This is a genomic window from Chitinophaga sp. 10T418 (assembly GCF_056394125.1).
This window is the reverse complement of the sequence record NZ_JBFTHG010000004.1, coordinates 190,286-214,728: the sequence shown is the minus strand read 5'-3', so window position 1 is coordinate 214,728 and position 24,443 is coordinate 190,286. Positions and strand designations below refer to the sequence as shown.

Below are 24,443 nucleotides of genomic sequence, written 5' to 3'. Positions count from 1 at the left end.
GATCAAGGATTTCCGGATTTAAAATTTAATAAAGTGCATTTAAACTACCTGGCATTGGCAGTTCCTTTTTTCCTGACATTCATTGGGTTGGAATACCTGGTGTCGCGTAAAAAAGGCAAGGCTTATTTTAAGTTTAATGATTCCATTACCAACCTGAGTGTGGGTATTGCCGAGCKCTTACTGGATACGTTTACCGTGGGCCTTTTCTATTTTGTATACGATTATCTGTATCGTCATTACGCCATATTTGATATTAAATCCAGTGTATTGTTATGGGTAGCGTTACTGATATGTACTGATTTTATCTGGTATTGGTATCACCGGCTGGCGCATGAAGTAACGGTTTTTTGGTGTGCGCACGTAGTGCATCATCAGAGTGAAGAGTTTAATTATACCGTATCTGCACGTATTACGGTTTTCCAGGCATTTGTACGTACTGGTTTCTGGGCCATACTGCCGGTAATAGGTTTCCCGCCCGCCATGATCACGAGTATGTTGCTGGTGCATGGGTTATATCCGTTTTTTATACATACCCGTACTATTGGTAATTTGGGTATCCTTGAATATATCCTGGTTACACCATCTCATCACCGGGTACATCATGCCAGCAATCCTCAGTATCTCGATAAGAATTATGGAGACGTATTTATCATCTGGGATAAGTTATTCGGCACTTTTGTGAAAGAAGAGGAGGAACCTGTTTATGGTTTAACCAAGCCATTGGAAAGTAATAGTTTTCTATGGCAGCATTTTCATTTTATACTGGAGATGCTTTATTCTGCCCGGCAGGCGAAGGGATGGCGCAACAAGCTGCGTATTATTTTTGGTAAGCCGGACAATGTTGATCCGGGAGCACGGGAGGTACTGGAGGAGAAATTCCTGCTGCGTAACCCTCATATAACGGAAACGCCTAAGCTGTTTAATTATGTATTGTGGCAAATAGTAGTCACGCTGCTGGTACTATTTTCCTTCCTGTTACTGGAGCATTATGTACCTGTATTTATACAGGTATGTGTAGCCTTGCTGATAGTGCTTACGCTGATCAACTGTGGTGCTATTATGGAGCAAAAGAAGTGGGTATTTTATCTGGAGTATGCCCGTTACCTGGTGTTATGTTTTGCGGGTTACTATGTGTGGCCTCATCCAGGGTTCCTTTGTGCAGCTGCCATTATTATGATTACTGCTTTTTATTTCCAGTCACATCTGAAAGAACATTATCTGCGGCTGGTTTATGGTTACTACCGTTCATAGCTAAGATAGTCCGGCCTGAAAGTTAGTTCGGGCTGGATGATACGTTCATGTTAATGTTTAGGGATAAATTATTGTCTTGGAACCTGCGATTTGAGTATTTTCCGGGCGAAATGTATTCTGCTTTTGATAGTTCCCAATGGTTCCTGTAGAATATTTGCAATCTCGAAATATTTGTAACCCTCGTAATAAAGCATGAATGGCTTTTTGAAGATATTGGGCAAGTGGTATACAGCCACATGGATATCTTTCATCTGTAAGTTAGAGGCCGCTTTATTGGTGACTGTGTGTTGCTGATAATTAATGAAGAAATCGCTGGCACTGGGTTCTGCGACCATGCGATGTTTCAGTTTTTTTCTATAATGATTAATAAAAATATTCCGCATAATGGTGAATAGCCAGGCGCGGATGTTGGTGCCTTCCAGGTATTTCTCCTGGTTGGAAAGGGCTCTGAAAAGGGTTTCCTGGTAAAGATCTTTTGCCTGTTCGGCGTCTTTCGTGAGGGTAAAAGCAAAGGGTTTCAGGAAATCAGCGTTTCCAATAAGCAAGGTGTTAAATTCAACAGACGACATAATGTTTAAGTTTTGCCTTAACTAATTTAAACAAAAAAGGGGTAAAAGATGTATTCAGAGGATGCCGAGGGGCGGTTAAAACATGACATTTTTTAGTTAATACAATTGATTCTCAAGCAATTTATCCCAGGCTAGTACTTAGATCAATAAAAACGGTGGTAGTTTAAGTAGTAATCGTAATTTTTCTAAACAGGTAATTCATGGACGACTCTCAGATAGATAAACGTAAAAGAATAACAAAAGGATTTTAATAATAAGGATTTATTGTATTAAGTAAAATCATATATTATAATTATCTTAAAATTAGGAGCCGAATAATATTTGGACGCATATTTGCATAGTGCTGCCCGTATCTTCAGACCATATGTTTAAACATTCAACTGATAGTTCATAATGATTTCAGCTTAAAAGTGTTAGGAATTCTGATGGAACTAACATTTATATGTTATTTTTAATAGATTTGCACCTTATTTGGCCGGCGTCAGATAAGATTGTTTCCAAAAAGGTATTCGAGAAAGTTTAGATCCTATTATACATGTTAAGAAAATTACTGTTGGTCCAACTGTTCCTGTTTATAGGTTATTGTGTTCACGTTAATGCACAGGTGTCTACGTTTCCCAAGAGTCAGGCGGAAAACATGAAGGTTGATGACCTGAGTGATGATCAGATAAGGCAGTTAGTATCTGAGATGAAAAAGAATAAGATGGGAATGGATGATATTGATGCTTATGCACAGCAGAAAGGAATTCCGGATACCGAAGTGATTAAATTAAAAGCAAGGATACAGCAACTTGGTCTTGACAAAGAATTAGATCAACAAATTAAAAGAAAAAATAATGCAGATGAGGACGAGTTCGGTGAGCGTAAAGTTGATGACACAGGAGATAATGCTAGTATTGACAGCAAATTAAAATCGAAATCTGAAAAGGGTAAACGCATTTTTGGATCAGAGCTTTTTTCAAATAAGAACCTTACTTTCGAGCCCAACCTCAGGATACCAACCCCTTCTAATTACCGACTCGCAGCTGACGATGAGCTCTTAATTGATGTTTATGGTTATTCGGAGGTTCAGCATAGGCTTAAAGTCACACCTGACGGATATGTGCGTATTCCCAATCTTGGACCTGTTTATGTAAACGGGCTTACAATCGAGGATGCCAAAAACCGTATCACCAAACAATTGGGTACCATATATGGAGGAATTAAAACAGGAAATACATTTGTGCAAATATCCCTTGGCAATATTCGTAGTATCCGGGTATTAGTAATTGGAGAAATCAATAAGCCAGGATCCTATACAATCCCTTCTCTCGCTTCTGTTGCAAACGCATTATATGTTTCCGGGGGGCCAAATGAAAATGGGTCATTCCGTAGTATCCAGGTAATCAGGAATGGACAAGTGATTGTGAATTTTGACTTATACGACTTTCTTGCAAATGGTGATCTGACTAATAATATAATACTTCAGGATCAGGACATTGTTAAAGTTAATCCTTATATAACAAGAGTAGAGTTATCGGGAGAAGTAAAGCGTCCTGCTATATTTGAGGCGAAGGGAAATGAAACGCTTCAGCAGATTATTGGTTACGCGGGGGGCTATACAGATATTTCTTTCAGGGATGTTATCCGCGCAGTCCGGGTTAACAATAAAGAGCGGGAAGTAGTGAATGTTGCAGCCAGCGAGGTAGGAACATTTAAATTGAAATCCGGAGATCAGTTTTTTGTAGATTCTATTTTGAACAGATTTAGTAATCGCGTAACAATTGGAGGTGCCATATTTCATCCCGGAGATTATGCATTGGAAAATAATATGACGGTATCTGACCTGATAAAAAAGGCTGATGGTGTAAAGGAGACTGCTGTTTTATCAAGAGGCTTAATCAGGCGGTTGCAGGCGGATTTTACCCCTGCTTACATTAACTTTAATGTGCAGGATGCCTTAGCTGGTAAGGCCAATATATTATTGGCAAAAGAGGACAGTGTAATTATATATTCTAAATTGGATTTGAGAGAGGCTTATTATGTAAGAATCGATGGTCAGGTAAATAATCCCGGATACTATAATTATGGGGATAGCATGCGTTTGGAAGACTTAATTCTTTTGGCAAAGGGATTTAAGGACGCGGCCTCTAACAGCAGGGTTGAAGTATCGCGTAGAATACGGGGAGGAGGATATGATCCTAAAGATAGTGTAAAAGCTATTGTGTTGCAGTTTGATGTGAATTCAGATCTTGCTAATAATAAGGATGCCAAGGATTTTGTATTGCAGCCATTCGATGAAGTAATTGTACGTCGTTCAGCTGCTTACTCTGTTCAATCCAGTGTTCAGGTAACAGGAGAAGTAGTTTATCCTGGTAATTATACTATAAACAACCGCTCGGAAAGGATTTCTGATGTGATGAAACGAACTGGAGGCTTGCGCCCGGAGGCTTATGCTGAAGGAGCTGTTATGCTTCGCAAAATTTTTGTGAATGAAAGTGATAGTATTTTAATGTCTAACAAGTTAACCTTGTTTTATAATAAGCTTCAGGATAGTTCTGATATTGCGCGAATGAAAAGTACGGTGCAGCAACATGAACAATTGCTTGGTATTAATCTTGATATGATCCTAAAGCATCCAGGCTCAAAGTATGATCTGCTCTTGGTAGAAGGTGATGAGATTAAAGTTCCTTTGAAATTGCAAACAGTCCAGCTGTTCGGAGAAGTATATTTCCCTAAAAAAATACGCTTTGACAAGAATTTTAAATTCAGGGACTTCGTGAGAGGGTCGGGAGGTTTTACGTCTCAGGCACTAAAAAGACGAAGCTATATAGTTTACGCTAATGGAGATGTGAAAAATACAAGAAAAGTACTTTTCTTTAATGCTTATCCTAAAGTAAAACCGGGTGCCGAAATTTATGTTCCAACAAGAAAAGGGAGAAAGGGGTTGACTACCGGAGAGGCTATTGGTCTAACCAGTGGTTTGGCATCAATTGCGTTGATTGTTGTTACCATACTGAATACAGTGAAGTAATTATTTAATTTATTCTACGAAAGGATAATACATGAAATCCCAACAAGATCTTCAAATATCAAAGCAAGACGATGAGATGTCGCTGAAGGAACTAATTCTTAAGCTTAAAGATTGGAGTAAGTTTCTTTTAAGTAAATGGTTGATTATAGGTTTGTTTGGATTACTGGGAGCTGGTATAGGTCTCCTTTTAGCATTTTTCAGTAAGCCTGAATATGTTGCCAAATTAACCTTTGTGGTAGAAGAAAGTTCAAGTAATCCACTTGGCTCTTACGCTGGTTTAGCAAGTCAGTTTGGACTGGATTTAAGCGGTGGAGGAAGTGATATTTTCTCCGGCGAAAATGTACTTGAATTTTTGAAGACAAGGTTGATGATTGAAAAAACGCTGTTATCTCCAATTCAACACAATGGAAAGACCATAAGTCTTGCTGATTTATACATTGACATATATGATATCAGAAAAAGCTTTGATAGGAAACCCGAACTCAAGGGCATTCATTTGCCAGCGGGTTTAAAAAGGGAAAGCTTTACAGTTGTGCAGGATAGTATCTTAAACACAATTTATGAGTCAATTTCAAAGAATTCATTGAATGTTAACAAGCCAGATAAAAAACTTTCATTTGTAGAAGTAAAGGTATCTACACTGAACGAAGAATTCTCCAAAGTGTTTACAGAGAGATTAGTGAAAGAAGCGATTAATTTTTATTTATCCACCAAAACACAGCGCTCAAAAAATAATGTTGATAAACTACAGAGCAGAGCTGATTCCCTCGAAATATTATTAAACAAAAAAACTTACTCAGCGGCAGTTACGCAGGATTTTAATATTAATCCGAGCAGAAGAGTCGCAACAGTTAGCTCTGAATTAGTTAATCGGGACAAAATGGTATTACAAACCATGTATGCTGAGGTGGTAAAGAACCTGGAACTGAGTAGGATTACGATGACGCAGGAAACGCCAATAATACAACTGGTTGATGTTCCTATTTTACCATTAAAGAAGGAAAAATTAGGCAAGCTAAAGGGACTTGTTGCTGGTGGCGTGATAGGTGGCTTTTTTATAGTTGTTTTCCTGACTCTTGGTAAGCTTTACAGAGAGATAATGAATTAATTTATTAAAACCCTTTTAAATGGCTTCGAAATATAAAATAGCTATTATCGGATTAGGTTATGTTGGATTACCCCTGGCAATTGAGTTTGGTAAATATTATCATGTTCTGGGTTTTGACATCAATGAAAAGAGAATTGCAGAACTTAATAACGGAGATGACCATACAAAGGAGGCAGACGTTGTTGAACTGAAGAAGGCAGTAAGCAAGAATGAGGACAATGGCTTGACATTTAGTTACGATATAGAGGATCTTAAGACTTGCAACATTTATATTGTTACAGTGCCTACTCCTATCGATCAGTTTAAAGCCCCTGATTTGGGACCTTTACGTAGTGCATCTGCGATGATAGGTAAGGTATTGAAGAAAGATGATATTGTCATCTATGAATCCACTGTATATCCTGGTTGCACAGAAGATGATTGTGTACCCGTTTTAGAAAAATATTCAGGACTTAAGTTTAATGTTGATTTCTTCTGCGGATATTCTCCTGAAAGAATTAATCCGGGAGATAAAGTGAACACACTGACCAAGATTAAAAAAGTTACTTCGGGCTCTACCCCTGAGATTGCAGATGCTGTTGATGGTCTTTATGCTACAATTATTCATGCAGGTACTCACAAAGCCCCCAGCATTAAAGTGGCAGAGGCCTCTAAAGCAATTGAAAATGCACAGCGGGATGTCAATATCAGTTTCGTCAATGAATTAGCGCTAATATTTGATAGAATAGGCATTGATACTGATGACGTAATTGAAGCCGCCGGAAGCAAATGGAATTTTCTGAAATATAAACCTGGGTTGGTGGGTGGTCACTGTATTGGAGTAGATCCATATTACCTGGCTCACAAGGCTGAATCATTAGGATATTATCCTCAGGTAATATTATCAGGCCGAAGGGTTAATGACAATATGGGGGTATTTATTGCTAATAAGGTCGTTAAATTGATGATAAAAAGCGGGATTAGAATTAATAGTTCAAAAGCATTGATTTTAGGTGTAACGTTTAAAGAGAATTGCCCTGATATTAGAAACTCGCGTGTAGTAGATATCTACAAAGAGCTGGATCAGTTTGGTGTATCTGTAAGTGTATATGATCCTCATGCTAATAAAGAGAATGTAAAAGAGGAGTATGGTATTGACCTGTTGAATGAGATTGTTATGAATGAATATGACGCAATAATACTTGCAGTTGCCCATAAAGAATTCAAGGAACTGGATTATAAGAAGTTAAAGAATGACGACGGTGCGGTGGTCTTTGACACAAAATCATTTCTGGAAAGGACACTTGTAGATGCCCGCTTATAATAATTGCTATGGGAAATATTCAAATGGTTGATCTCAAGGGTCAATATTTAAAAATTAAATCAGAAATAGACAACGCTATCGCTGCGTGTATAGATTCTACGTCGTTTATCAATGGACCAGAGGTAAAGAATTTTTCAGAAGCGTTGCAGCAATACCTGGGTGTTAAAAAGGTTATCCCCTGCGCAAACGGTACTGATGCTTTGCAGATTGCTATGATGGCATTAGATCTGAAGAAGGGGGATGAAATTATAGTTCCAGCATTTACTTATGTTGCTACTGCAGAAGTGATCGGCCTTTTGGGGCTTGTACCTGTAATGGTGGATGTTGACCCTGAAACCTATAATATTACAGCAGAAAGAATTGAGCCAGCAATAACTTCCCGAACAAGGGCAATAGTTCCAGTGCATCTTTTTGGGCAATGCGCCGACATGGAACCAATTATGAAATTGGCGGAAAAACATGGGCTCTATGTTATTGAAGACACTGCACAGGCGATTGGTGCAAAATATACTATGAGTGATGGGCGGCAGCTAATGGCAGGTACTATCGGTCATATTGGATGCACTTCCTTTTTCCCATCAAAAAACCTGGGTTGTTATGGTGATGGGGGAGCTATTTATTCTAACAGTACGGAATTGGCAGAAAGAATGCAGATAATTGCCAATCACGGTCAGGTGAAAAAATATGTGCACAGGTACATAGGAATAAATTCACGTTTGGATTCACTGCAGGCTGCAATTTTAAATGTAAAACTTCCGCTGCTCGATAATTTTTCCAAAGCAAGAAAGGAAGCTGCTGATTATTACGATCTGCATTTAGGCCAATGTGATGCTTTAATAATTCCATTCCGCAGCCCGGACTCAACTCATGTTTTTCATCAATATACGCTTCAGGTAAAGAATAACAAAAGAAATGAGCTTAAAGATTACCTGGCGTCAGAAGGTATTCCAAGTATGATATATTATCCTGTACCATTAAATGACCAGGATGCTTTTAAAGAAATTGGTAAGGTGGCAGGCGACTTGGAGGTAACAGTGCAGTTGTGTGATAGTGTACTTTCTCTGCCTATGCATACGGAGCTGGATCAGGCACAACAGGATGTGATCATTGATGTTATTAAAAGATTTTTCAAGTAAGAAATCTCAGTTTATGAATTATTATGTTCATGCTACAGCTATCGTAGATGATGATTGTCAAATTGGAGAAGGAACAAAAATCTGGCACTTTTCACATATCATGAGTAATTGCATCATTGGTGTTGGTTGTAATATAGGACAAAATGTGGTGGTGTCTCCGGGAGTGATATTAGGGAATAATGTAAAGATTCAAAATAATGTATCGGTATATACGGGTGTTATATGTGAAGATGATGTTTTCCTGGGTCCATCCTGCGTTTTTACTAATGTTACGAATCCGAGAAGTGCCGTTAATCGCAGGGGGCAGTATGCAGAAACAAGGGTAGGTAAAGGCGCTTCAATTGGTGCAAATGCTACAATTGTGTGTGGACATAATATTGGAGAGTATGCGCTTATTGGCGCCGGAGCGGTGGTAACAAAACATATACTTCCGTATGCACTTGTGGTGGGAAACCCGGCCAAACAAATAGGCTGGATTAGTGAATACGGGCATCGTCTGGAGTTTCATGATAATATCGCGGTTTGTCCGGAAAGCAATCAGGAATATACATTAGAAAATCAAACAGTTAAAAGGACTAAATAATGGTAGCAAAAGATCAGAAAGTAAAATTTGCTGTTATCGGCTGTGGCCACATTGGAAAGCGTCACGCTGAAATGATTCAACGTAATCCTGAAGCAGAATTGGTAGCCTTAATTGATACTAAGCCAGAGGAGGAATTGAAACTTGAAAAATTTAATGTACCTCTTTATAACTCTTTGGAGGCTTTTTTGTTATCAGGGAATAGTGTTGATGTTATAAATATTGCCACTCCCAATGGTTATCATTCTGAGCATGCATTGAAAATCCTGAATGCAGGTATGCATGTGGTGATTGAAAAGCCAATGGGTTTGAGTAAGCAGGATGCAGAGAAAGTAATATACAGAGCATTGCAAATGCATAAACATGTATTTGCTGTGATGCAGAATCGCTATTCGCCTCCATCAGTATGGATTAAAGACATGGTTGAATCTGGCAGACTTGGCAAGATTTATATGATGCAACTGAACTGTTATTGGAATAGAGATGAACGTTATTATAAGGCAGATAGCTGGCATGGCAAAAAAGATTTAGATGGTGGAACATTGTTCACCCAGTTTTCCCATTTCATCGATATTATGTATTGGTTATTTGGGGATATTGAAAATATCCATTCCAACCTGGCAGATCATAATCACAAAGAATTAACAGAGTTCGAAGATAGTGGCTTTGTAACATTCAATTTTATAAATGGAGGAATTGGTGCTATCAATTTTTCCACCTCAGTATGGGATACAAATCTGGAAAGCTCCCTAACGCTTATCGCAGAAAATGGAAGTATTAAGATAGGAGGGCAGTATATGAACGAAGTAGAATACTGTCATGTAAAAGATTATACACTTCCTGAGTTAGCTCCGACTAATCCAGGTAATGACTATGGAGCATATAAAGGTTCGGCTCAAAACCATCATTACGTGATTGATAACGTTATTGATGTTTTGAAAGGACGGTCGTACATTACAACAAATGCACTGGAAGGCTTGAAGGTAGTTGAAATAATAGAAAGGATTTATAGTGCCGGTGCGATTTCTCGTTTGAAATAAAACAACCGACTATGATAAAACTATTTTCTTTAGCGAAGACTTTTTTTCAAAAACAGAAACCTTTTATCAGTACACAGGATTTTTGGGAGACTAGATACGCGTCAGGAGGTAACTCCGGGGACGGATCTTACGGAAGATTAGCCGTGTTTAAAGCCAATGTTTTAAACAGCTTTTTAGAAGAAAATAGTATTAAAAGTGTAGTAGAATTTGGATGCGGGGATGGACATCAACTGGGGTTGATAAATTACAGAAATTACATAGGAATTGATATTTCTGAATMAGTAGTTGCAGCCTGCAGGAAAAAGTATTCGAATGATAGCTCGAAGAAATTTCTGGTCAATAATGAAGAAGGAATCAATTTTTTGAAATCAGCGGGCAAAGTTGAACTAAGCATTTCTATGGATGTGCTTTATCATCTAATAGAAGATAGTTTGTTTGAAAATTACATGAATGCGCTCTTTGCACAATCAGATAAGTTTGTAATCATATATTCTACAAACGTTGATAAGAAAGATGCGGACCACGTTCTTCATAGAAAATTTACAGACTGGGTGGCAGCAAATAAACCAGACTGGACATTAATGAAGGAAATTGAAAATCCTTATCCAGGAGTAGGAGTACAGCTGTCATTTGCCAATTTCTTTATTTATAAAAAAATAGCGTAAATCTGTCGTTAATGAGTAAGGTATTATTAGTGTTTGGAACAAGGCCGGAAGCCATAAAAATGGCCCCTCTGGTGCTTGCATTGAAGAATGATGAATTTTTTGAAGTGAAGGTATGTGTTACAGCTCAGCATAGAGAGATGTTGGATCAGGTATTAGACTTTTTCCAAATCCAGCCAGACTATGATCTGAATGTAATGCAGACAGGACAAACATTGCATGGATTAACAGCCAAACTCCTTGAAGCGATAAAGCCAGTCTTTGATGAGTTTGAACCAAACTTCGTTTTTGTGCATGGCGATACTACTACTACTATGGCCACCAGCCTTGCGGCCTTCTATTCAGGAGTGGAAATATGTCATGTGGAAGCAGGTTTACGGACTTATAATATTTACTCACCTTTTCCGGAAGAAATTAACAGACGGTTTACAGGCCTTTTAACGAATTACCATTTTGCGCCAACAGCCACGGCCCAAAAACATCTTCTTGCAGAAGGGGTAAAGCCTGAAAGCATTTGTGTTACAGGAAATACAGTGATTGATGCTTTGTTTGAAAGCGTTGAGAAAGTGGAAAGCGGATTCGCAAGTCAAGAAATAGAATCATTAAAAAGCATTCTGTTACCAGATAAAGACCTTATCCTGGTAACGGGACACAGAAGGGAAAATCACGGACAAGGATTTGAAAATATTTGTGAAGCTTTACTGCAAATAAGTAAACTCGACAATGTACAGATCATTTACCCTGTACATTTAAATCCCAATGTGAAAGATGTGGTTTATGAGAAATTATTCGGTTGTGATAATATTAAGCTTATAAGCCCTTTATCTTATCCAAGTTTTATTTGGTTAATGAATCGCTCCAAATTGATATTAACAGACAGTGGAGGAGTGCAGGAGGAAGCTCCAAGCCTGGGTAAACCTGTTCTGGTAATGCGTGATACCACAGAACGGCCGGAAGCTGTGGAAGCAGGTACCGTCATTCTGGTGGGAACAGATAAGGAAAAGATTTTTTTGAATTGCAAAAAGCTGCTGGAAGACAAGGAGCACTACAAGACAATGAGTATGCTTAAAAATCCTTATGGTGATGGGAAAGCAACTAAACGCATTTTGGAATTCATGAAAAAACAAGTTAATATTTCAAGTGATGTTGAACAAGAGGCCTAAGCTAGTCGTTTTAAGCAGCAATTATCCAAGTTATGAAAATCACTATGGAGATGGCTTTGTACACTCAAGGTTAAAATATTACACAAATGATTTTGATATCATTGTAATTGGCTACAGACCTTTTGAAGCATCAAAAAGTTATGTTTATGAGGGAATAACTGTTCACAATTTTTCCAGGAAATCAGATTTTGTAGCAGATATTCACGCAGAGAATCCTGATGTAATGGCGATTCATTTTGTAGGCGGATGGTTTTATGATGCTTTTCTGAAGAAACTCACCATCCCGATATTTATTTGGGTGCATGGTGAGGAGGCGTTGGGTTGGTATAGACGACTGTATTATTTTAATTTGAAGAGAATCCATGAACTCTTCATTTTTGCGGCAAAAAACATCTTCCAACTGTTCCATTTGCGTCGGATCATTCAGCATTCTAATAAAGCAGGAAACATTAAGTTTATTTTTGTTTCAAACTGGATGAAGAAAATTGCAGAAACTGACACAATAAGTAAGATTAAATATTTCAATATTATTCCCAACCCGATTGACACCAATCTTTTTCAATATAAAGTTAAAGACGTGGAAAAGTCCCGAAAGATACTTCTCATCAGGTCTTTCGAAACAAGGAAATATGCCAATGATATAGCAGTTGAGGCCATTAATTTATTGAGAAGTAAAGAAATATTTAGGACCCTGCAATTCGATATTTATGGGAAGGGCAAATTTTTTAATAAAATAACAGCTTCCGTTAAAGATCTGGACAATGTGAGTCTGCATAATCATCTTATTCCCAACCATGAGATACCTGCGGTTCATAGTGAATTTGGAATCTTTTTATGCCCTACCAGGCAAGACGCACAAGGTGTTTCCATGTGCGAAGCGATGTCTAGCGGGTTAGTACCGGTTACAACTAACAATACCGCTATACCTGAGTTTGTGGAGGATGAAAGAACGGGGTGCCTGACAAATAATGCACAGGAATTAGCTATGGCGATTGAGAAATTGGTGAATGATTATGAGCTATTCTCAACTGTTTCAAAAAGTGCTTCTGACGCAATAAAAGTAAAATCAGGTCATGAAACAGTTATTTGTGCAGAGCTAAAATTATTGAACGGGGGATTACATAAATGAATTTTCTAAAAACACTCGCGAAGTTTTCTGTAGGTACCTGGATACAGGCTGCACTCGGTCTTATTACTACGCCAATTATAGCCTGGTTCATTACACCGGAGGAGTTTGGGAAGGCATCTATGTTTACCCTTGCCTTTAGTTTGAGCCTCAATATTGCCTTGCTGGCGATAGATCAGGGGTATGCACGATTCTACAATGAATCAACTGATAAAGGCAGTATACTACGGGCATCTTTGTTACCCATTGTATTTACCTGCACATTAAGTTTAACACTGATTGAGCTGTGTAAACATATCATAAGCCCTTTTCTTTTTGATACACCTGATGGCAAAGACGTACATTTATTGTCAATAGCGTTAATAATAGGAGTGTTATTGCGAATATCAACGATGACATTAAGGATGCAGGGAAACGCCTCAAAGTTTTCTTTTATACAGGTCATTCAGGCAATTTTCAATTTCATCTTTGTTATATCATATGCCAAGTTCGTCACTCCAAATTTTAAAGCTATTCTTGTTGGGTTGATATTGTCTCAACTTGTTGGGTTAATATTCGGAATTGCTTTCAATTCCAAGCTTTGGTTGACTCTTTTTAAGAAAGGGGTGATTGACAAAAAACTGATCGGCCAGATACTGCTTTATAGCTTGCCCTTCGTACCTACTTTTTTGCTTGATTGGTTATTTCAAGGGGTAGATAGGACTTTTTTGCGTAGCTATAGCGATTTCACTCAAATTGGATTATATGCTACCGCGTCCAAAATTGCTTTTAGTTTGAATGTAATACAAACTGGTTTTACTTCTTTTTGGTTTCCGTATTCTCTGGAACGCTATAAAAATCACCCGGAAAATACAGGCATTTATAAAACTATTTTTAATGGACTGGTTTTTACATTTGGGACACTCATTCTGTTAATTATTCTGTTTCAGGATGTTGTGCTCATGATATTGCCCAAATCCTATTTTGGAGTTTTGCCAATTTTTCCAATTCTTCTTTTTATTCCTATGCTTTACACACTTTCGGAAGTTACAGTTGTGGGAATTAACTATAAACGGAAAACTTTCCAGCACTTATACATTATTTCCTCTTCTCTTATTTCCAATGGGGTGATTGCTTTTTTTCTCGTTAAGCCATATGGCGCAATCGGGGCTGCTATCTCTATGCTGGGTGGATATGTCGTTTTCTTTAGCTGCAGGTCGTACTTTGGCAGGAGGAACTACTATATAGATTTAGACATTAAAAAGTTGATTATTTCCCTCTTTGTTATATCCCTGGCTGTTATATTGGCAGTAATTTCTTCTCCCTTTTTCTATTTGATATGCATTTTGGGGATAGTAATGCTATTCTTAATGTATAAAAAAGATCTTTTAAATATTAAGAAAATTTAGATATATAAGAAATTAGCAAATGATGGCTATATACCTCTGGTGTGAAAAAATCGTATAAAAATCTTTTCCAGATGCCTGTTTTTTTTATTTAACCCAATATTATGACTACCCGACTAGGGGGCTAGGCGATCTTGCGCGTAAACATTAGTAGTGGTAATCATTTGTTGGTCATCTTATCTTGGTCGCTCTTGATGCCGATCCACTTCACTTAATTCTGTGCTGTATATTATTGGGTAAAATAAAGGGAATGGTATATGATATCAATCGTTGATTACGGTTTTGGTAATTTAGGATCAATTAAAAACATGTTAGACCGGCTGGGACATGAGAATGAAATTGTTGAAGATCCGCAACAAATCACTCACTGCAGTAAAATTATACTGCCTGGAGTAGGTTCTTTTGATCAGGGAATGAAAGCACTGCACGAAAGAGGCTGGATGCCCATTCTCAATCAGAAAGTACTTAACGAAAAAATACCTGTGCTAGGGATCTGTCTGGGGATGCAGTTAATGACCCAGGCCAGTGACGAAGGTGTAGAAAAGGGACTGGGTTGGATAAATGCCAGAACAAGAAAATTCACATTTCCTACTGAGGTTGGTTTGAAAATACCGCATATGGGATGGAATAAGGTAAAGGTGTTGGGGGATAGCCCGCTTCATCATCAATTGACTGAACTGGAAGAGATCCGGTATTACTTTGTTCATTCCTACTTTGTTCAACCGCTTGAAACGGAAAATACTATTTTTTCGTGTGATTATGGAGGAGGATTTTGCGCCGCTTTTCAATATAAGAATATTTTCGGGACGCAATTTCATCCCGAAAAGAGCCATCAGTTCGGTTTGATACTTTTAAATAACTTCTCGACGTTATAGTTATTAACCCATGCTTAAAGTAAGAGTTATACCCTGTTTGTTATTAGAAGACGGGGGATTGGTGAAGACGGAAAAATTCAAGAATGCCAAATATCTTGGAGATCCAATCAATACAGTGAGAATTTTTAACGATAAAGAAGTTGATGAACTCATCTTTATTGATATTCAGTGTTCTCAGCAAAAAAAAGAACCTCCTTTTGAAGTCATTAAGGACCTCGCATCGGAATGTTTTATGCCGCTTTCTTATGGAGGTGGTATCAATTCCTTGCAGCAAATTGAACGGATTTTGAAGATAGGGGTGGAGAAAGTGGTAATTAACAACTATGCGCTTTCTCACCCGGAGTTTTTACAAGCAGCCTCTCAGAATTTTGCACAATCCACTATTGTTGGTGCTATGGATATAAAGAAAAATCTATGGGGAAATTACATGGTATATGATCATGTAAGAAAGAAAACTACAGATATATCTCCGGTTGACTACGCCAGACGTCTGGAATCATTAGGGTGCGGGKAGCTGTTTGTGAATAATGTAGATAGGGAGGGTACCTATTTGGGATTCGATTTGAAAATTATCGAGCTTATAACAGCTGCTGTTAGAATTCCAGTAACGATCTGCGGAGGAGCTTCAAATCTAGCTGATATTACTTTAGCTGCAAATGCTGGTGCCTCCGCTGTGGCTATTGGAAGCCTTTTTGTTTACCAGGGGCCACATCGGGCCGTTTTGATATCTTACCCTAGTTTTAATAAATTAAAAGAATTATTACCCAATGTCTAATAACATCCAAGTATGTACCCGCTGTGTCATGGATACTACTGATCCGGAAATTGTTTTTGATGGTAATGGCGTATGCAATTATTGTCTGTATCTTGAAAAAATATTACCTGCTTACCATTTTACACAGGAACAGGAAGAGAAGAGTTTGCTTGAAATTAAGCAACAGATTGAAAGAGATCGAAAAGGAAAGTATGATTCTATTATCGGCGTTAGTGGTGGTGTGGATAGTTCTTATACTGTTTATCTCGCCCATAAAATGGGGCTGAATCCTTTATGTGTACATTTTGATAATGGATGGAACTCATCAATGGCTGTGTCCAATATTAAAAAAATGGTGGAAAAGTATGGATTTGATCTGGAAACGTTTGTTATTAACTGGCCGGAATTTCGGGATTTGCAGCGCTCCTTTTTTAAAGCGGGCGTAATCGATATAGAAATGTTGACAGACCATGCAATTATGGCCACCATGTTCGAGATTAGGAGAAAGCATGGCATAAGATATGTTATATCAGGCGTGAATATACGCACCGAGAATGGAATGCCCAATAGCTGGCTCTGGAGAAAGCAGGATTTGATAAATATTAAGGATATTCAAAAAAAATTTGGTACAATGCCAATTAAGGCATTTCCTACCATGAGTTCTGTTAGATTAAAGCTATCGAAGCTTTTAAAACTGGGCGGTGTCTATGTTGAAATACTTAATAAAATTAATTACAGTAAGGAAGAGGCAATAAAAGTGCTTCAGGCTGAATTTGGTTGGGAAGACTATGGGGGCAAACACTATGAATCTACCTTCACCAAGTTTTATCAGGCATACATTTTACCAAAAAAGTTTAATGTTGATAAAAAAAAGGTACATTTATCAGCTTTAATCAGAAATAATKAGATCTCACGCGAGGATGCGCTGAAAGAACTAGCGCTTACACGCTATGATCCTGCGGACCTTAAAAAGGATAAATCTTATGTTTTAAAGAAGTTGGGCTTTGCGGAAGCTGAGTTTGATCAGATTATGGAAGAAAAGCCCAAAGCTCATCTGGATTATAAAAGTGACGAATGGCTGATCCTTCTCTGGTTAAAAATAATGGGGAAGAAAAAAGTAAGTTAGCTGGAAAAGTATTGTAAATCGTAAAATAAATATGACGCCTGTTCTTCGTAAAGCCCGTGTGTTAATAGGTTTTGTGGGTTACAGAATAGTTAAGAATATTCCAGATATTCCTATATCTGGGTTAAAGCTATTTGGAAAATCCAGGGTTTTATTTACCCGGTTATTTATTGAAAAGTGTGGTGATTTTGTGGCCGTTGATAAAGGTGCATCGTTCGGTAAAAGAGTTTCATTAGGTAACTATTCCGCAATTGGAACCAATGCCTGGATTAGGGGAAAGGTTACTATTGGTAACTATGTTTTAATGGGACCCAATGTGACTATTTTGACTCAAAACCATATTTTTTCACGCCTGGATACGCCTATGTATTATCAGGGGGCTACTCCAGAGAAGCCAGTAATTATTGAGGATGATGTGTGGATAGGGCAAAATGCTATTATTTTACCAGGCCTTCGTATTTGCCAGGGCTCAATTGTAGCTGCTGGGGCTGTTGTAACAAAGGATGTTCCTCCTTACGTAATAGTAGGAGGAAATCCTGCGCGAGTAATTAAGAAAAGAGAATAGGCCTGAATATGAATATAAATATTATAATTTTTTCCAATCTTGATCCAAGCAGTGGTGGAGTGGAAACCTGGCTAAGGCTTTTTCTAAATGAAATAAAGGCCAACAGCGAACAACAATATTTTGATACAATTAATATTTTCTATAGGGAAGATCCACAAAATAAGGTTCCACTAGTTTTCAGTAATATAGAGGGACAGATTAATTACAAACCAATATTGATTTCTGAAAGAACTGGATTATTTTTTAATTTTTTAAAGCTATTCAGATTCCATCATGAAGCAATGAAACAAATCAAAAATGAGAAGGCATCACTTGTCATTTCGATTGGAAGCTATCCGACAGGTATTTTTAATTGGATTTCCCTGCGCCTGTTGAGATATCGTAATAAAGTCAGACACCTTGTTTGGCTGAGAACAACCCTTAGTAGACACATCCGGAATCATCAATCACGTATTTTTTCCAGACCTATTTTGTTTATGGAAAATAAGGCATTAAAAGATGCTGATGTAGTGATTGCAAATGGCTGGGATACCAGAGATAATTATATTCATGAATATCAGCTAGAAACGGAAGTCATACCCAATGCCATCGATATTAACAGGTACGCTCAAGTACCTCCCCTGAAAGAAGGTAGCAATAACCCAATAAAAATTGCTTTTATTGGTAGGTTTTATGAATCTAAAGGTGTACATAATTTCGTAGAAGCTATTCGCATATTTAATCACAAGTATCCTGCCCTGAAAGAAGCCGTTTCATTTGTTTTTGTGGGATGGGGAGAAAAAAGCATCGAAAGTTTTGCGAGTACAACATCAAATTGTGAATTGATCGGACGGGTATCAAATGACAAAATGCATGAGCTGCTCGGTAATATTCACTGTGGCGTAGCCTTAACAAAAGCTAATAGTAACGAAGCAGGAGGAAGTGGTGTTTCGAATAATTTGTTGGAACTTATGGTAACCGGGAGGCTTATCATTGCTGCAGATAATTCAATTTTCAATCAATTTCCCCGAAAGGATTTTATGTTATTCGTAAAAGAGAATGATAATGAAGAACTCGCAGCCTGTTTTGCCCGGATTGCTGAAAATCCTGAGAAATATTACCATTTAGCCGAAAGTGCAAAAGAGTATGCAACTTCATTTTCAATAGAGAATCATGTTCGTTTATTAGGCGATATTGTTAGGACTGTTTACGTTAATAGAATTGGTTAATTTTATGGGAGGATATGCTCTTAATAGATTTTTCTTATTTATTTTGGTGATATTAGTCCCAATTTTTGACAGTTTAACTGGTCTATTAGTAAGAGGAGATACTTTGTCCGGCGGAGGAATAGGTACTCCATCACAGCTGATTCGCTTTGTTCTCATTGCTTTATCTATCATCATCATTCAGTCGAGGCAACGTTATGTAATACTCATATTAGCTTCTCTGTATCTCGTTTCGATGGAAACGATCTCCTTCATTGCACATCAGCGTATACAAGGCTTATTGATCGGACTGGTTTTTTCTTATAAGTTTATATATGCCGCTTTCGTATTTTTTGCATTAGATAAGATTTTCACAAAAGAAGGTTATACTGAAAAGGATATCCTTTTGCTAGTGTATAAGTTTACCTGGTTTTTGTGCGTGATTTTTCTGATAGGAAATGTTCTTGCCATTAAAACAGGTATTTCCGGTTCCTTTTTCAGATCACAGGGCTTGTTTTCTTCAGGCAATGGATTAGGAGTGCTTATTGGCGTATTATCCCTGTTATTGAGATACGGATTTCAAAAGGAATACTTAACAGAAACTATCCACAAACTGGTTTACTGGCTATCTCTTATATGCCTGGTGCTGATTGCCACTAAAGCCTCCGTAGTTTTTTTGATGGTAAATCTTATTTTTGCTGTTGGAAAATTGCCCGTTATTATTAGATATACATTTCTAATATTATTTATTATAATAGGATGGATTTACTGGATTCCAATAAATAATGCTTTAAATGTGGCTTTCGAACTTATTATTTTTAGATTTGAGAATAAATCATCCTGGTTGGGCTTTATATTAAGTGGTCGTGAAGATTATTTAACTACGGCCTTCAGCTCTTTCAACAGATCATCTTTTTTAGCATTGAGAACTTTTTTTGGTGCAGGTTCATTTCTTTCTTACGAGCTACCTGGTGAACTTACCCTAAATTATAAAATGCTTGAAATGGATAGTTTCGATACATTTTTTTTCTATGGGATACTAGGTTTGGTTTTATATTTTACTTTGATATTTTATTGTACGAGGATGGCTTTTCGCCAGAGTAGAATATTAGGATGGTGTAGCCTTACGCTGTTTGCCCATTCGGTTTTTGCCGGCCACACATTATACAACGGTCTATCTGCTACAGGAATTGTATTTATTTTATTGATAATAAAGCATAGTAAAAAACGTAAGCAGTATGAAATAGCACTGCAATAATTAATATGAGAGTATTATTTCAATCTCGGAAAACATTATTTGACGCTCCTGGAGGAGATACAATTCAATTATTAAAGACCAAAAAATATTTAGAAGCACATGGTGTAGTTATCGATGTGTCAACTGACCTTACTCCTGATTTATCAGCATATGATTTGGTGCATGTGTTTAATCTGATGAGGGCACAGGAATCATTGATGCAGGTAATGAATGCAAAAAAATATGGTAAGCCAGTAGCGCTATCTACTATATATGGCTTGTATACAGACTTTGATCGTTATGGCAGGCAAGGTTTGGGCAGTCGTTTGTTCAGGTTATTAAACCCATTTCAGATAGAATATGTAAAGATTGCCGCCCGGGCATTGATAGGTGGAGAGTTTCATAAAGGAAGTTTACAGCTATTGTTGAGAGGTTATTATACAACGCTTAAGAAAATTACTGAGAATACTGATATCTTCCTGCCCAACTCACAATCAGAAATGGATCGGGTTATCCATGACTTTAAGATCAATGCGCCGGCATATGAAGTTATTCCAAATGCTGTTGATCTGTCATTATTTGATCCTGATAAGGTGGAAATTGAAGAAAAATATCTGCCGTATAAAGATTGCATTCTGTCTGTTGCCAGGATAGAAGGAAGGAAATGTCAACTGGACCTTGTTAGAGCAGTCGCAGGTACTTCATACAAACTCGTTATTCTTGGCAAGCCCGGGAAAAACCATGTGCAGTATTTCGAGCACCTGAAAAAAGAGGCGGGTGATAATGTGATATTCATTAATCACCTGGAACATGAGAAATTGCCCCAGTTCTATAAACTGGCGAAGGTGCATGCGTTAGTGAGCTGGATGGAAACACCCGGTCTTTCTTCATTGGAGGCAGGCGCAATGAAAACAAATATCGTTGTGACTCCTAATGGTGATACCAGGGATTACTTTAAAGATATGGCTTTCTATTGCGAACCAGGTAATGTATCCTCCATAAAAAATGCCATTGATGCTGCATTTAATGCAGGTGTTCCTGAAAAGCTGAGACAACATATAGAAGAAAATTTCACCTGGCAAAAAACAGCTGAAGGTACTTATGCTGCCTATAAAAGGATATTGGAGAAACATCAATAATGAGCAAAACTGATATGGTATAATTATATAAATTGGAAATGAAAAGGGTAGCGATAATAGGTACTGTTGGAATACCGGCAGTTTATGGTGGCTTTGAAACTTTAGTTCATCATCTTGTGCAGCATCTGGACAATAAATTCGATTTTACAGTTTATTGCAGTGCGTTGGCATATGAAGATAAGCCAACGCATTTTGGGAAAACCAAATTGAAGTATATCAATTTGAATGCTAATGGAGCTCAGAGCATACCCTACGATATTGTTTCCATGACATCTGCTATATTTTCGGGGCATGATATATTACTTGTATTGGGTGTTTCAGGTGCACTATTCCTGCCACTAATCAGGTTATTTACAAACAAAAAACTGGTAGTTCATATAGATGGACTAGAATGGAAGCGGAATAAATGGAATGCATTCGCAAAGAAATTTTTGAAATTTTCCGAGTCTATAGGCGTGAAATTCGGACATAAAATCATTGCTGATAATCACGTAATTAGTTCTTATATACTAAATGAATATAAAAAAGATAGTTACCTGATTGAGTATGGCGCAGATCATATCATACAAAATCTGAGTACAACAAAAAATGGGTATGCTTTTTCTGTTTGCAGAATAGAACCTGAGAATAATGTGCATGTTATACTGGAAGCCTTCTCGCAAAGCAATCATCCGATTAAGTTTGTAGGTAACTGGGAAAGATCCCCCTATGGGAAAGCGCTGTTCGAAAAATATAGTGTTTTTGATAACATCCAGTTATTGCAACCTATTTATGATCAGGAGAAACTGGATTTACTTCGATCAGGCTGTAGAATTTATATACATGGTCATTCAGCCGGGGGGACCAATCCTTCACTGGTGGAAGCGATGTATCTTGGCTTGCCCATTTTTGCGTTTGACGTAGCATATAATCGTGCTACAACTGAGGAAAAATGTCTTTATTTCAATGATAAAGCGGCATTGAAAAATCTTTTGGAAGATAGCACTGATGGCCTCCTTGCAACAATAGCAGTAGATATGGAGGAAGTTGCTAAAAGAAGGTATAAATGGTCAATAATAAGTGAACGGTATAGTAAATTATTTGATGATTTATAGTGGTTCCCCTTACTTTTGTATAAGTATACTATTAATTTTTCACAATATATGAAAAGAGCCCTTATCACAGGTATTACGGGTCAGGATGGTGCATATCTTGCGCAGTTACTGCTAAAGAAAGGATATGAAGTGCATGGTATAAAAAGAAGKAGTTCACTTTTTAACACTGATAGAATTGATCATCTGTATCAGGATCCGCATGAGGTTAATGTACGCTTCAAGCTTCATTACGGCGATTTGACAGATAGTACCAATCTTATCCGAATTATACAGGAAGTACAACCAGATGAGATATATAACCTGGGTGCAATGAGCCACGTACAAGTAAGCTTTGAAGCACCAGAGTATACAGCTGATGCAGATGGGGTTGGCACACTTCGTATTCTGGAGGCTGTCCGGTTATTGGGTCTGACTAAGAAAACAAAAGTATATCAGGCATCTACGTCTGAATTATATGGCCTAGTACAGGAGGTTCCTCAGTCGGAAAAAACGCCTTTCTATCCACGCTCTCCATATGCAGTTGCCAAAATGTATGCCTTCTGGATTACGGTAAATTATCGGGAAGCATATGATATGTTTGCCTGCAATGGTATACTTTTCAATCATGAAAGTCCTTTACGCGGTGAAACATTTGTAACCAGGAAGATTACCCGCGCAGTGGCAAAACTGTCGCTGGGAATGCAGGACAAACTCTATATGGGAAATCTGGATGCGAAGCGGGACTGGGGACATGCCAAGGATTATGTGGAAGCGATGTGGCTTATTTTGCAACAGGACACACCGGAGGATTTTGTAATTGCTACAGGTATCACCACTACTGTACGGGATTTTATCACTATGGCATTTGCAGAAGTAGGAGTTGAAGTTGAATTCCGGGGCGAAGGACTGGATGAAAAGGGATATGTAAAAAGTAATCAGCAAGTGGATGCTCCTTTAAGAGCGGGGCAGGAGGTAGTCGCTATTGATCCACGGTACTTCAGACCTACTGAAGTAGAGCTACTGATTGGTGATCCAACAAAAGCAAAAACAAAGTTAGGTTGGGAACCCAAGTATGATTTACCTGCATTGGTAAAGGAAATGGTGGCCGCAGACGTGGAACTGTTTCAACGTGAAAAGCTGCTGAAGGATGCAGGTTATAAAGTTTTAAATCAATTTGAGTAAGATGAATTCCCAGGACAAAATATATGTAGCCGGTCATCGAGGAATGGTTGGGTCTGCTATTGTAAGACGMTTGCAACAAGAAGGTTTTAATAACATTATTACCCGTACGTCGAAAGAACTGGATTTAAGAGATCAGGCCACAGTTGCTGCTTTTTTTGAACAAACGAAACCTGACTATGTTTTCCTGGCAGCAGCCAAGGTGGGGGGTATTATGGCAAATAATACATACCGGGGACAGTTTATCTATGAGAATCTGATGATACAGAATAACGTTATTCATCACGCACATTTGAATGATGCTAAGAAATTGATGTTCCTTGGCTCATCTTGTATTTATCCTAAAATGGCCCCTCAACCGATGAAGGAAGAGTACTTGTTAACCGGTCCTCTGGAACCTACTAATGAGCCGTATGCTATTGCAAAGATAGCAGGGATAGAAATGTGTGATGCTTATCGGGCACAATACGAGAGGAATTTTGTATCTGTAATGCCCACCAATCTATATGGTCCTAATGACAATTACGATCTGGCGAATTCGCATGTATTACCCGCTATGCTGCGTAAAATGCATGTAGCAAAAATGAGTAATCAGCCAGAAGTAGTGATCTGGGGAACAGGAATGCCTAAACGTGAATTTCTGCATGCAGATGACATGGCTCATGCTTGTTTTTTCCTGATGCAAAATTATAGTGAGCCTGGTCCGATTAATATTGGGATAGGTGAAGATATCAGTATCAATGACCTCGCGCTTCTTATAAAAGCAATAGTTGGTTATACAGGGGAGTTGGTATTCGATAAATCAAAGCCGGATGGCACGCCAAGAAAATTAATGGATGTATCAAAATTGAATAGCTACGGTTGGAAAGCCGGGATATCTCTGGAAGCAGGTATACGAAGTGTTTACGAAAATGTAAAAGATCAGCTATAATAGTAGGTCTTGGTTTAACGAGAATCTAATTACCCAATAAGTTTCCT

General features: G+C 38.0%; 22 protein-coding genes. 21 read left to right on the top strand and 1 reads right to left on the bottom strand.

Annotated elements, in window-relative coordinates; genetic code table 11:
• Positions 1-33 precede the first annotated feature (33 nt).
• Positions 34-1,251 (top strand): sterol desaturase family protein, encoded by a 1,218-nt coding sequence (locus AC1DCV_RS13040; RefSeq protein WP_477023570.1) that lies wholly within the window; start codon positions 34-36, stop codon positions 1,249-1,251.
• A 68-nt stretch (positions 1,252-1,319) separates the two neighbouring features.
• On the opposite strand, the gene AC1DCV_RS13035 is transcribed toward AC1DCV_RS13040, so the two are convergent.
• The gene (locus AC1DCV_RS13035) at positions 1,320-1,820 is read right to left on the bottom strand and encodes an RNA polymerase sigma factor (protein ID WP_441577800.1); all 501 of its coding nucleotides are present in this window, start codon (positions 1,818-1,820) and stop codon (positions 1,320-1,322) included.
• A 637-nt stretch (positions 1,821-2,457) separates the two neighbouring features.
• On the opposite strand from AC1DCV_RS13035, the gene AC1DCV_RS13030 reads away from it, so the two are divergent.
• The 20 genes from AC1DCV_RS13030 (at position 2,458) to AC1DCV_RS12935 (ending at position 24,396) form a co-directional block, all read left to right on the top strand.
• Positions 2,458-4,833 (top strand): SLBB domain-containing protein, encoded by a 2,376-nt coding sequence (locus AC1DCV_RS13030; RefSeq protein ID WP_477023569.1) that lies wholly within the window; start codon positions 2,458-2,460, stop codon positions 4,831-4,833.
• Positions 4,834-4,864: 31 nt separating this feature from the next.
• Positions 4,865-5,941: a lipopolysaccharide biosynthesis protein gene (locus AC1DCV_RS13025; RefSeq protein WP_477023568.1), complete on the top strand. Its 1,077-nt coding sequence runs from the start codon at positions 4,865-4,867 to the stop codon at positions 5,939-5,941.
• Positions 5,942-5,960: 19 nt separating this feature from the next.
• Positions 5,961-7,244, top strand: a complete 1,284-nt coding sequence (locus AC1DCV_RS13020; RefSeq protein WP_477023567.1) for a nucleotide sugar dehydrogenase — start codon at positions 5,961-5,963, stop codon at positions 7,242-7,244.
• A gap of 8 nt (positions 7,245-7,252) precedes the next feature.
• Positions 7,253-8,380, top strand: a complete 1,128-nt coding sequence (locus tag AC1DCV_RS13015) for a DegT/DnrJ/EryC1/StrS family aminotransferase (RefSeq protein WP_477023566.1) — start codon at positions 7,253-7,255, stop codon at positions 8,378-8,380.
• A 13-nt stretch (positions 8,381-8,393) separates the two neighbouring features.
• Positions 8,394-8,963: an acyltransferase gene (locus AC1DCV_RS13010; protein WP_477023565.1), complete on the top strand. Its 570-nt coding sequence runs from the start codon at positions 8,394-8,396 to the stop codon at positions 8,961-8,963.
• Complete coding sequence (locus AC1DCV_RS13005) at positions 8,963-10,000, top strand: Gfo/Idh/MocA family protein (protein ID WP_477023564.1); 1,038 nt, start codon at positions 8,963-8,965, stop codon at positions 9,998-10,000. Before AC1DCV_RS13010 ends, AC1DCV_RS13005 begins: the two co-directional genes overlap by 1 nt.
• Positions 10,001-10,011: 11 nt before the next feature.
• Positions 10,012-10,665 (top strand): methyltransferase domain-containing protein, encoded by a 654-nt coding sequence (locus AC1DCV_RS13000; RefSeq protein WP_477023563.1) that lies wholly within the window; start codon positions 10,012-10,014, stop codon positions 10,663-10,665.
• 11 nt (positions 10,666-10,676) lie between these two features.
• On the top strand, positions 10,677-11,825 hold the full coding sequence (wecB, locus tag AC1DCV_RS12995) for a non-hydrolyzing UDP-N-acetylglucosamine 2-epimerase (RefSeq protein ID WP_477023562.1): 1,149 nt from the start codon (positions 10,677-10,679) through the stop codon (positions 11,823-11,825).
• Positions 11,806-12,954, top strand: coding sequence for a glycosyltransferase (locus tag AC1DCV_RS12990; protein ID WP_477023561.1), 1,149 nt, complete (start codon positions 11,806-11,808; stop codon positions 12,952-12,954). Before wecB ends, AC1DCV_RS12990 begins: the two co-directional genes overlap by 20 nt.
• The gene (locus AC1DCV_RS12985) at positions 12,951-14,339 is read left to right on the top strand and encodes a lipopolysaccharide biosynthesis protein (RefSeq protein WP_477023560.1); all 1,389 of its coding nucleotides are present in this window, start codon (positions 12,951-12,953) and stop codon (positions 14,337-14,339) included. Before AC1DCV_RS12990 ends, AC1DCV_RS12985 begins: the two co-directional genes overlap by 4 nt.
• Before the next feature lie 254 nt (positions 14,340-14,593).
• The gene (gene hisH, locus AC1DCV_RS12980) at positions 14,594-15,211 is read left to right on the top strand and encodes an imidazole glycerol phosphate synthase subunit HisH (RefSeq protein ID WP_477023559.1); all 618 of its coding nucleotides are present in this window, start codon (positions 14,594-14,596) and stop codon (positions 15,209-15,211) included.
• A gap of 10 nt (positions 15,212-15,221) precedes the next feature.
• The gene (locus tag AC1DCV_RS12975) at positions 15,222-15,986 is read left to right on the top strand and encodes an AglZ/HisF2 family acetamidino modification protein (RefSeq protein ID WP_477023558.1); all 765 of its coding nucleotides are present in this window, start codon (positions 15,222-15,224) and stop codon (positions 15,984-15,986) included.
• Positions 15,979-17,091: an N-acetyl sugar amidotransferase gene (locus AC1DCV_RS12970; protein ID WP_477023557.1), complete on the top strand. Its 1,113-nt coding sequence runs from the start codon at positions 15,979-15,981 to the stop codon at positions 17,089-17,091. Before AC1DCV_RS12975 ends, AC1DCV_RS12970 begins: the two co-directional genes overlap by 8 nt.
• A gap of 31 nt (positions 17,092-17,122) precedes the next feature.
• Positions 17,123-17,653 carry an acyltransferase gene (locus tag AC1DCV_RS12965; RefSeq protein ID WP_477023556.1) on the top strand — a complete coding sequence of 177 codons (531 nt, stop codon included), beginning with the start codon at positions 17,123-17,125 and terminating at the stop codon, positions 17,651-17,653.
• A gap of 8 nt (positions 17,654-17,661) precedes the next feature.
• The gene (locus AC1DCV_RS12960) at positions 17,662-18,861 is read left to right on the top strand and encodes a glycosyltransferase family 4 protein (protein WP_477023555.1); all 1,200 of its coding nucleotides are present in this window, start codon (positions 17,662-17,664) and stop codon (positions 18,859-18,861) included.
• 4 nt (positions 18,862-18,865) lie between these two features.
• Entirely contained in the window at positions 18,866-20,095 is a 1,230-nt protein-coding gene (locus tag AC1DCV_RS12955; RefSeq protein WP_477023554.1) for a hypothetical protein, read from the top strand.
• 176 nt (positions 20,096-20,271) lie between these two features.
• Positions 20,272-21,213 carry a glycosyltransferase family 4 protein gene (locus AC1DCV_RS12950; protein ID WP_477023553.1) on the top strand — a complete coding sequence of 314 codons (942 nt, stop codon included), beginning with the start codon at positions 20,272-20,274 and terminating at the stop codon, positions 21,211-21,213.
• Positions 21,214-21,251: 38 nt separating this feature from the next.
• Positions 21,252-22,307, top strand: coding sequence for a DUF1972 domain-containing protein (locus AC1DCV_RS12945; protein ID WP_477023552.1), 1,056 nt, complete (start codon positions 21,252-21,254; stop codon positions 22,305-22,307).
• Between the two features lie 48 nt (positions 22,308-22,355).
• A complete protein-coding gene (gene gmd / locus AC1DCV_RS12940) occupies positions 22,356-23,468 on the top strand; it encodes a GDP-mannose 4,6-dehydratase (protein WP_477023551.1) in 1,113 nt (370 codons plus the stop codon).
• 1 nt (position 23,469) lies between these two features.
• Positions 23,470-24,396, top strand: a complete 927-nt coding sequence (locus AC1DCV_RS12935; RefSeq protein ID WP_477023550.1) for a GDP-L-fucose synthase family protein — start codon at positions 23,470-23,472, stop codon at positions 24,394-24,396.
• Positions 24,397-24,443 lie beyond the last annotated feature (47 nt).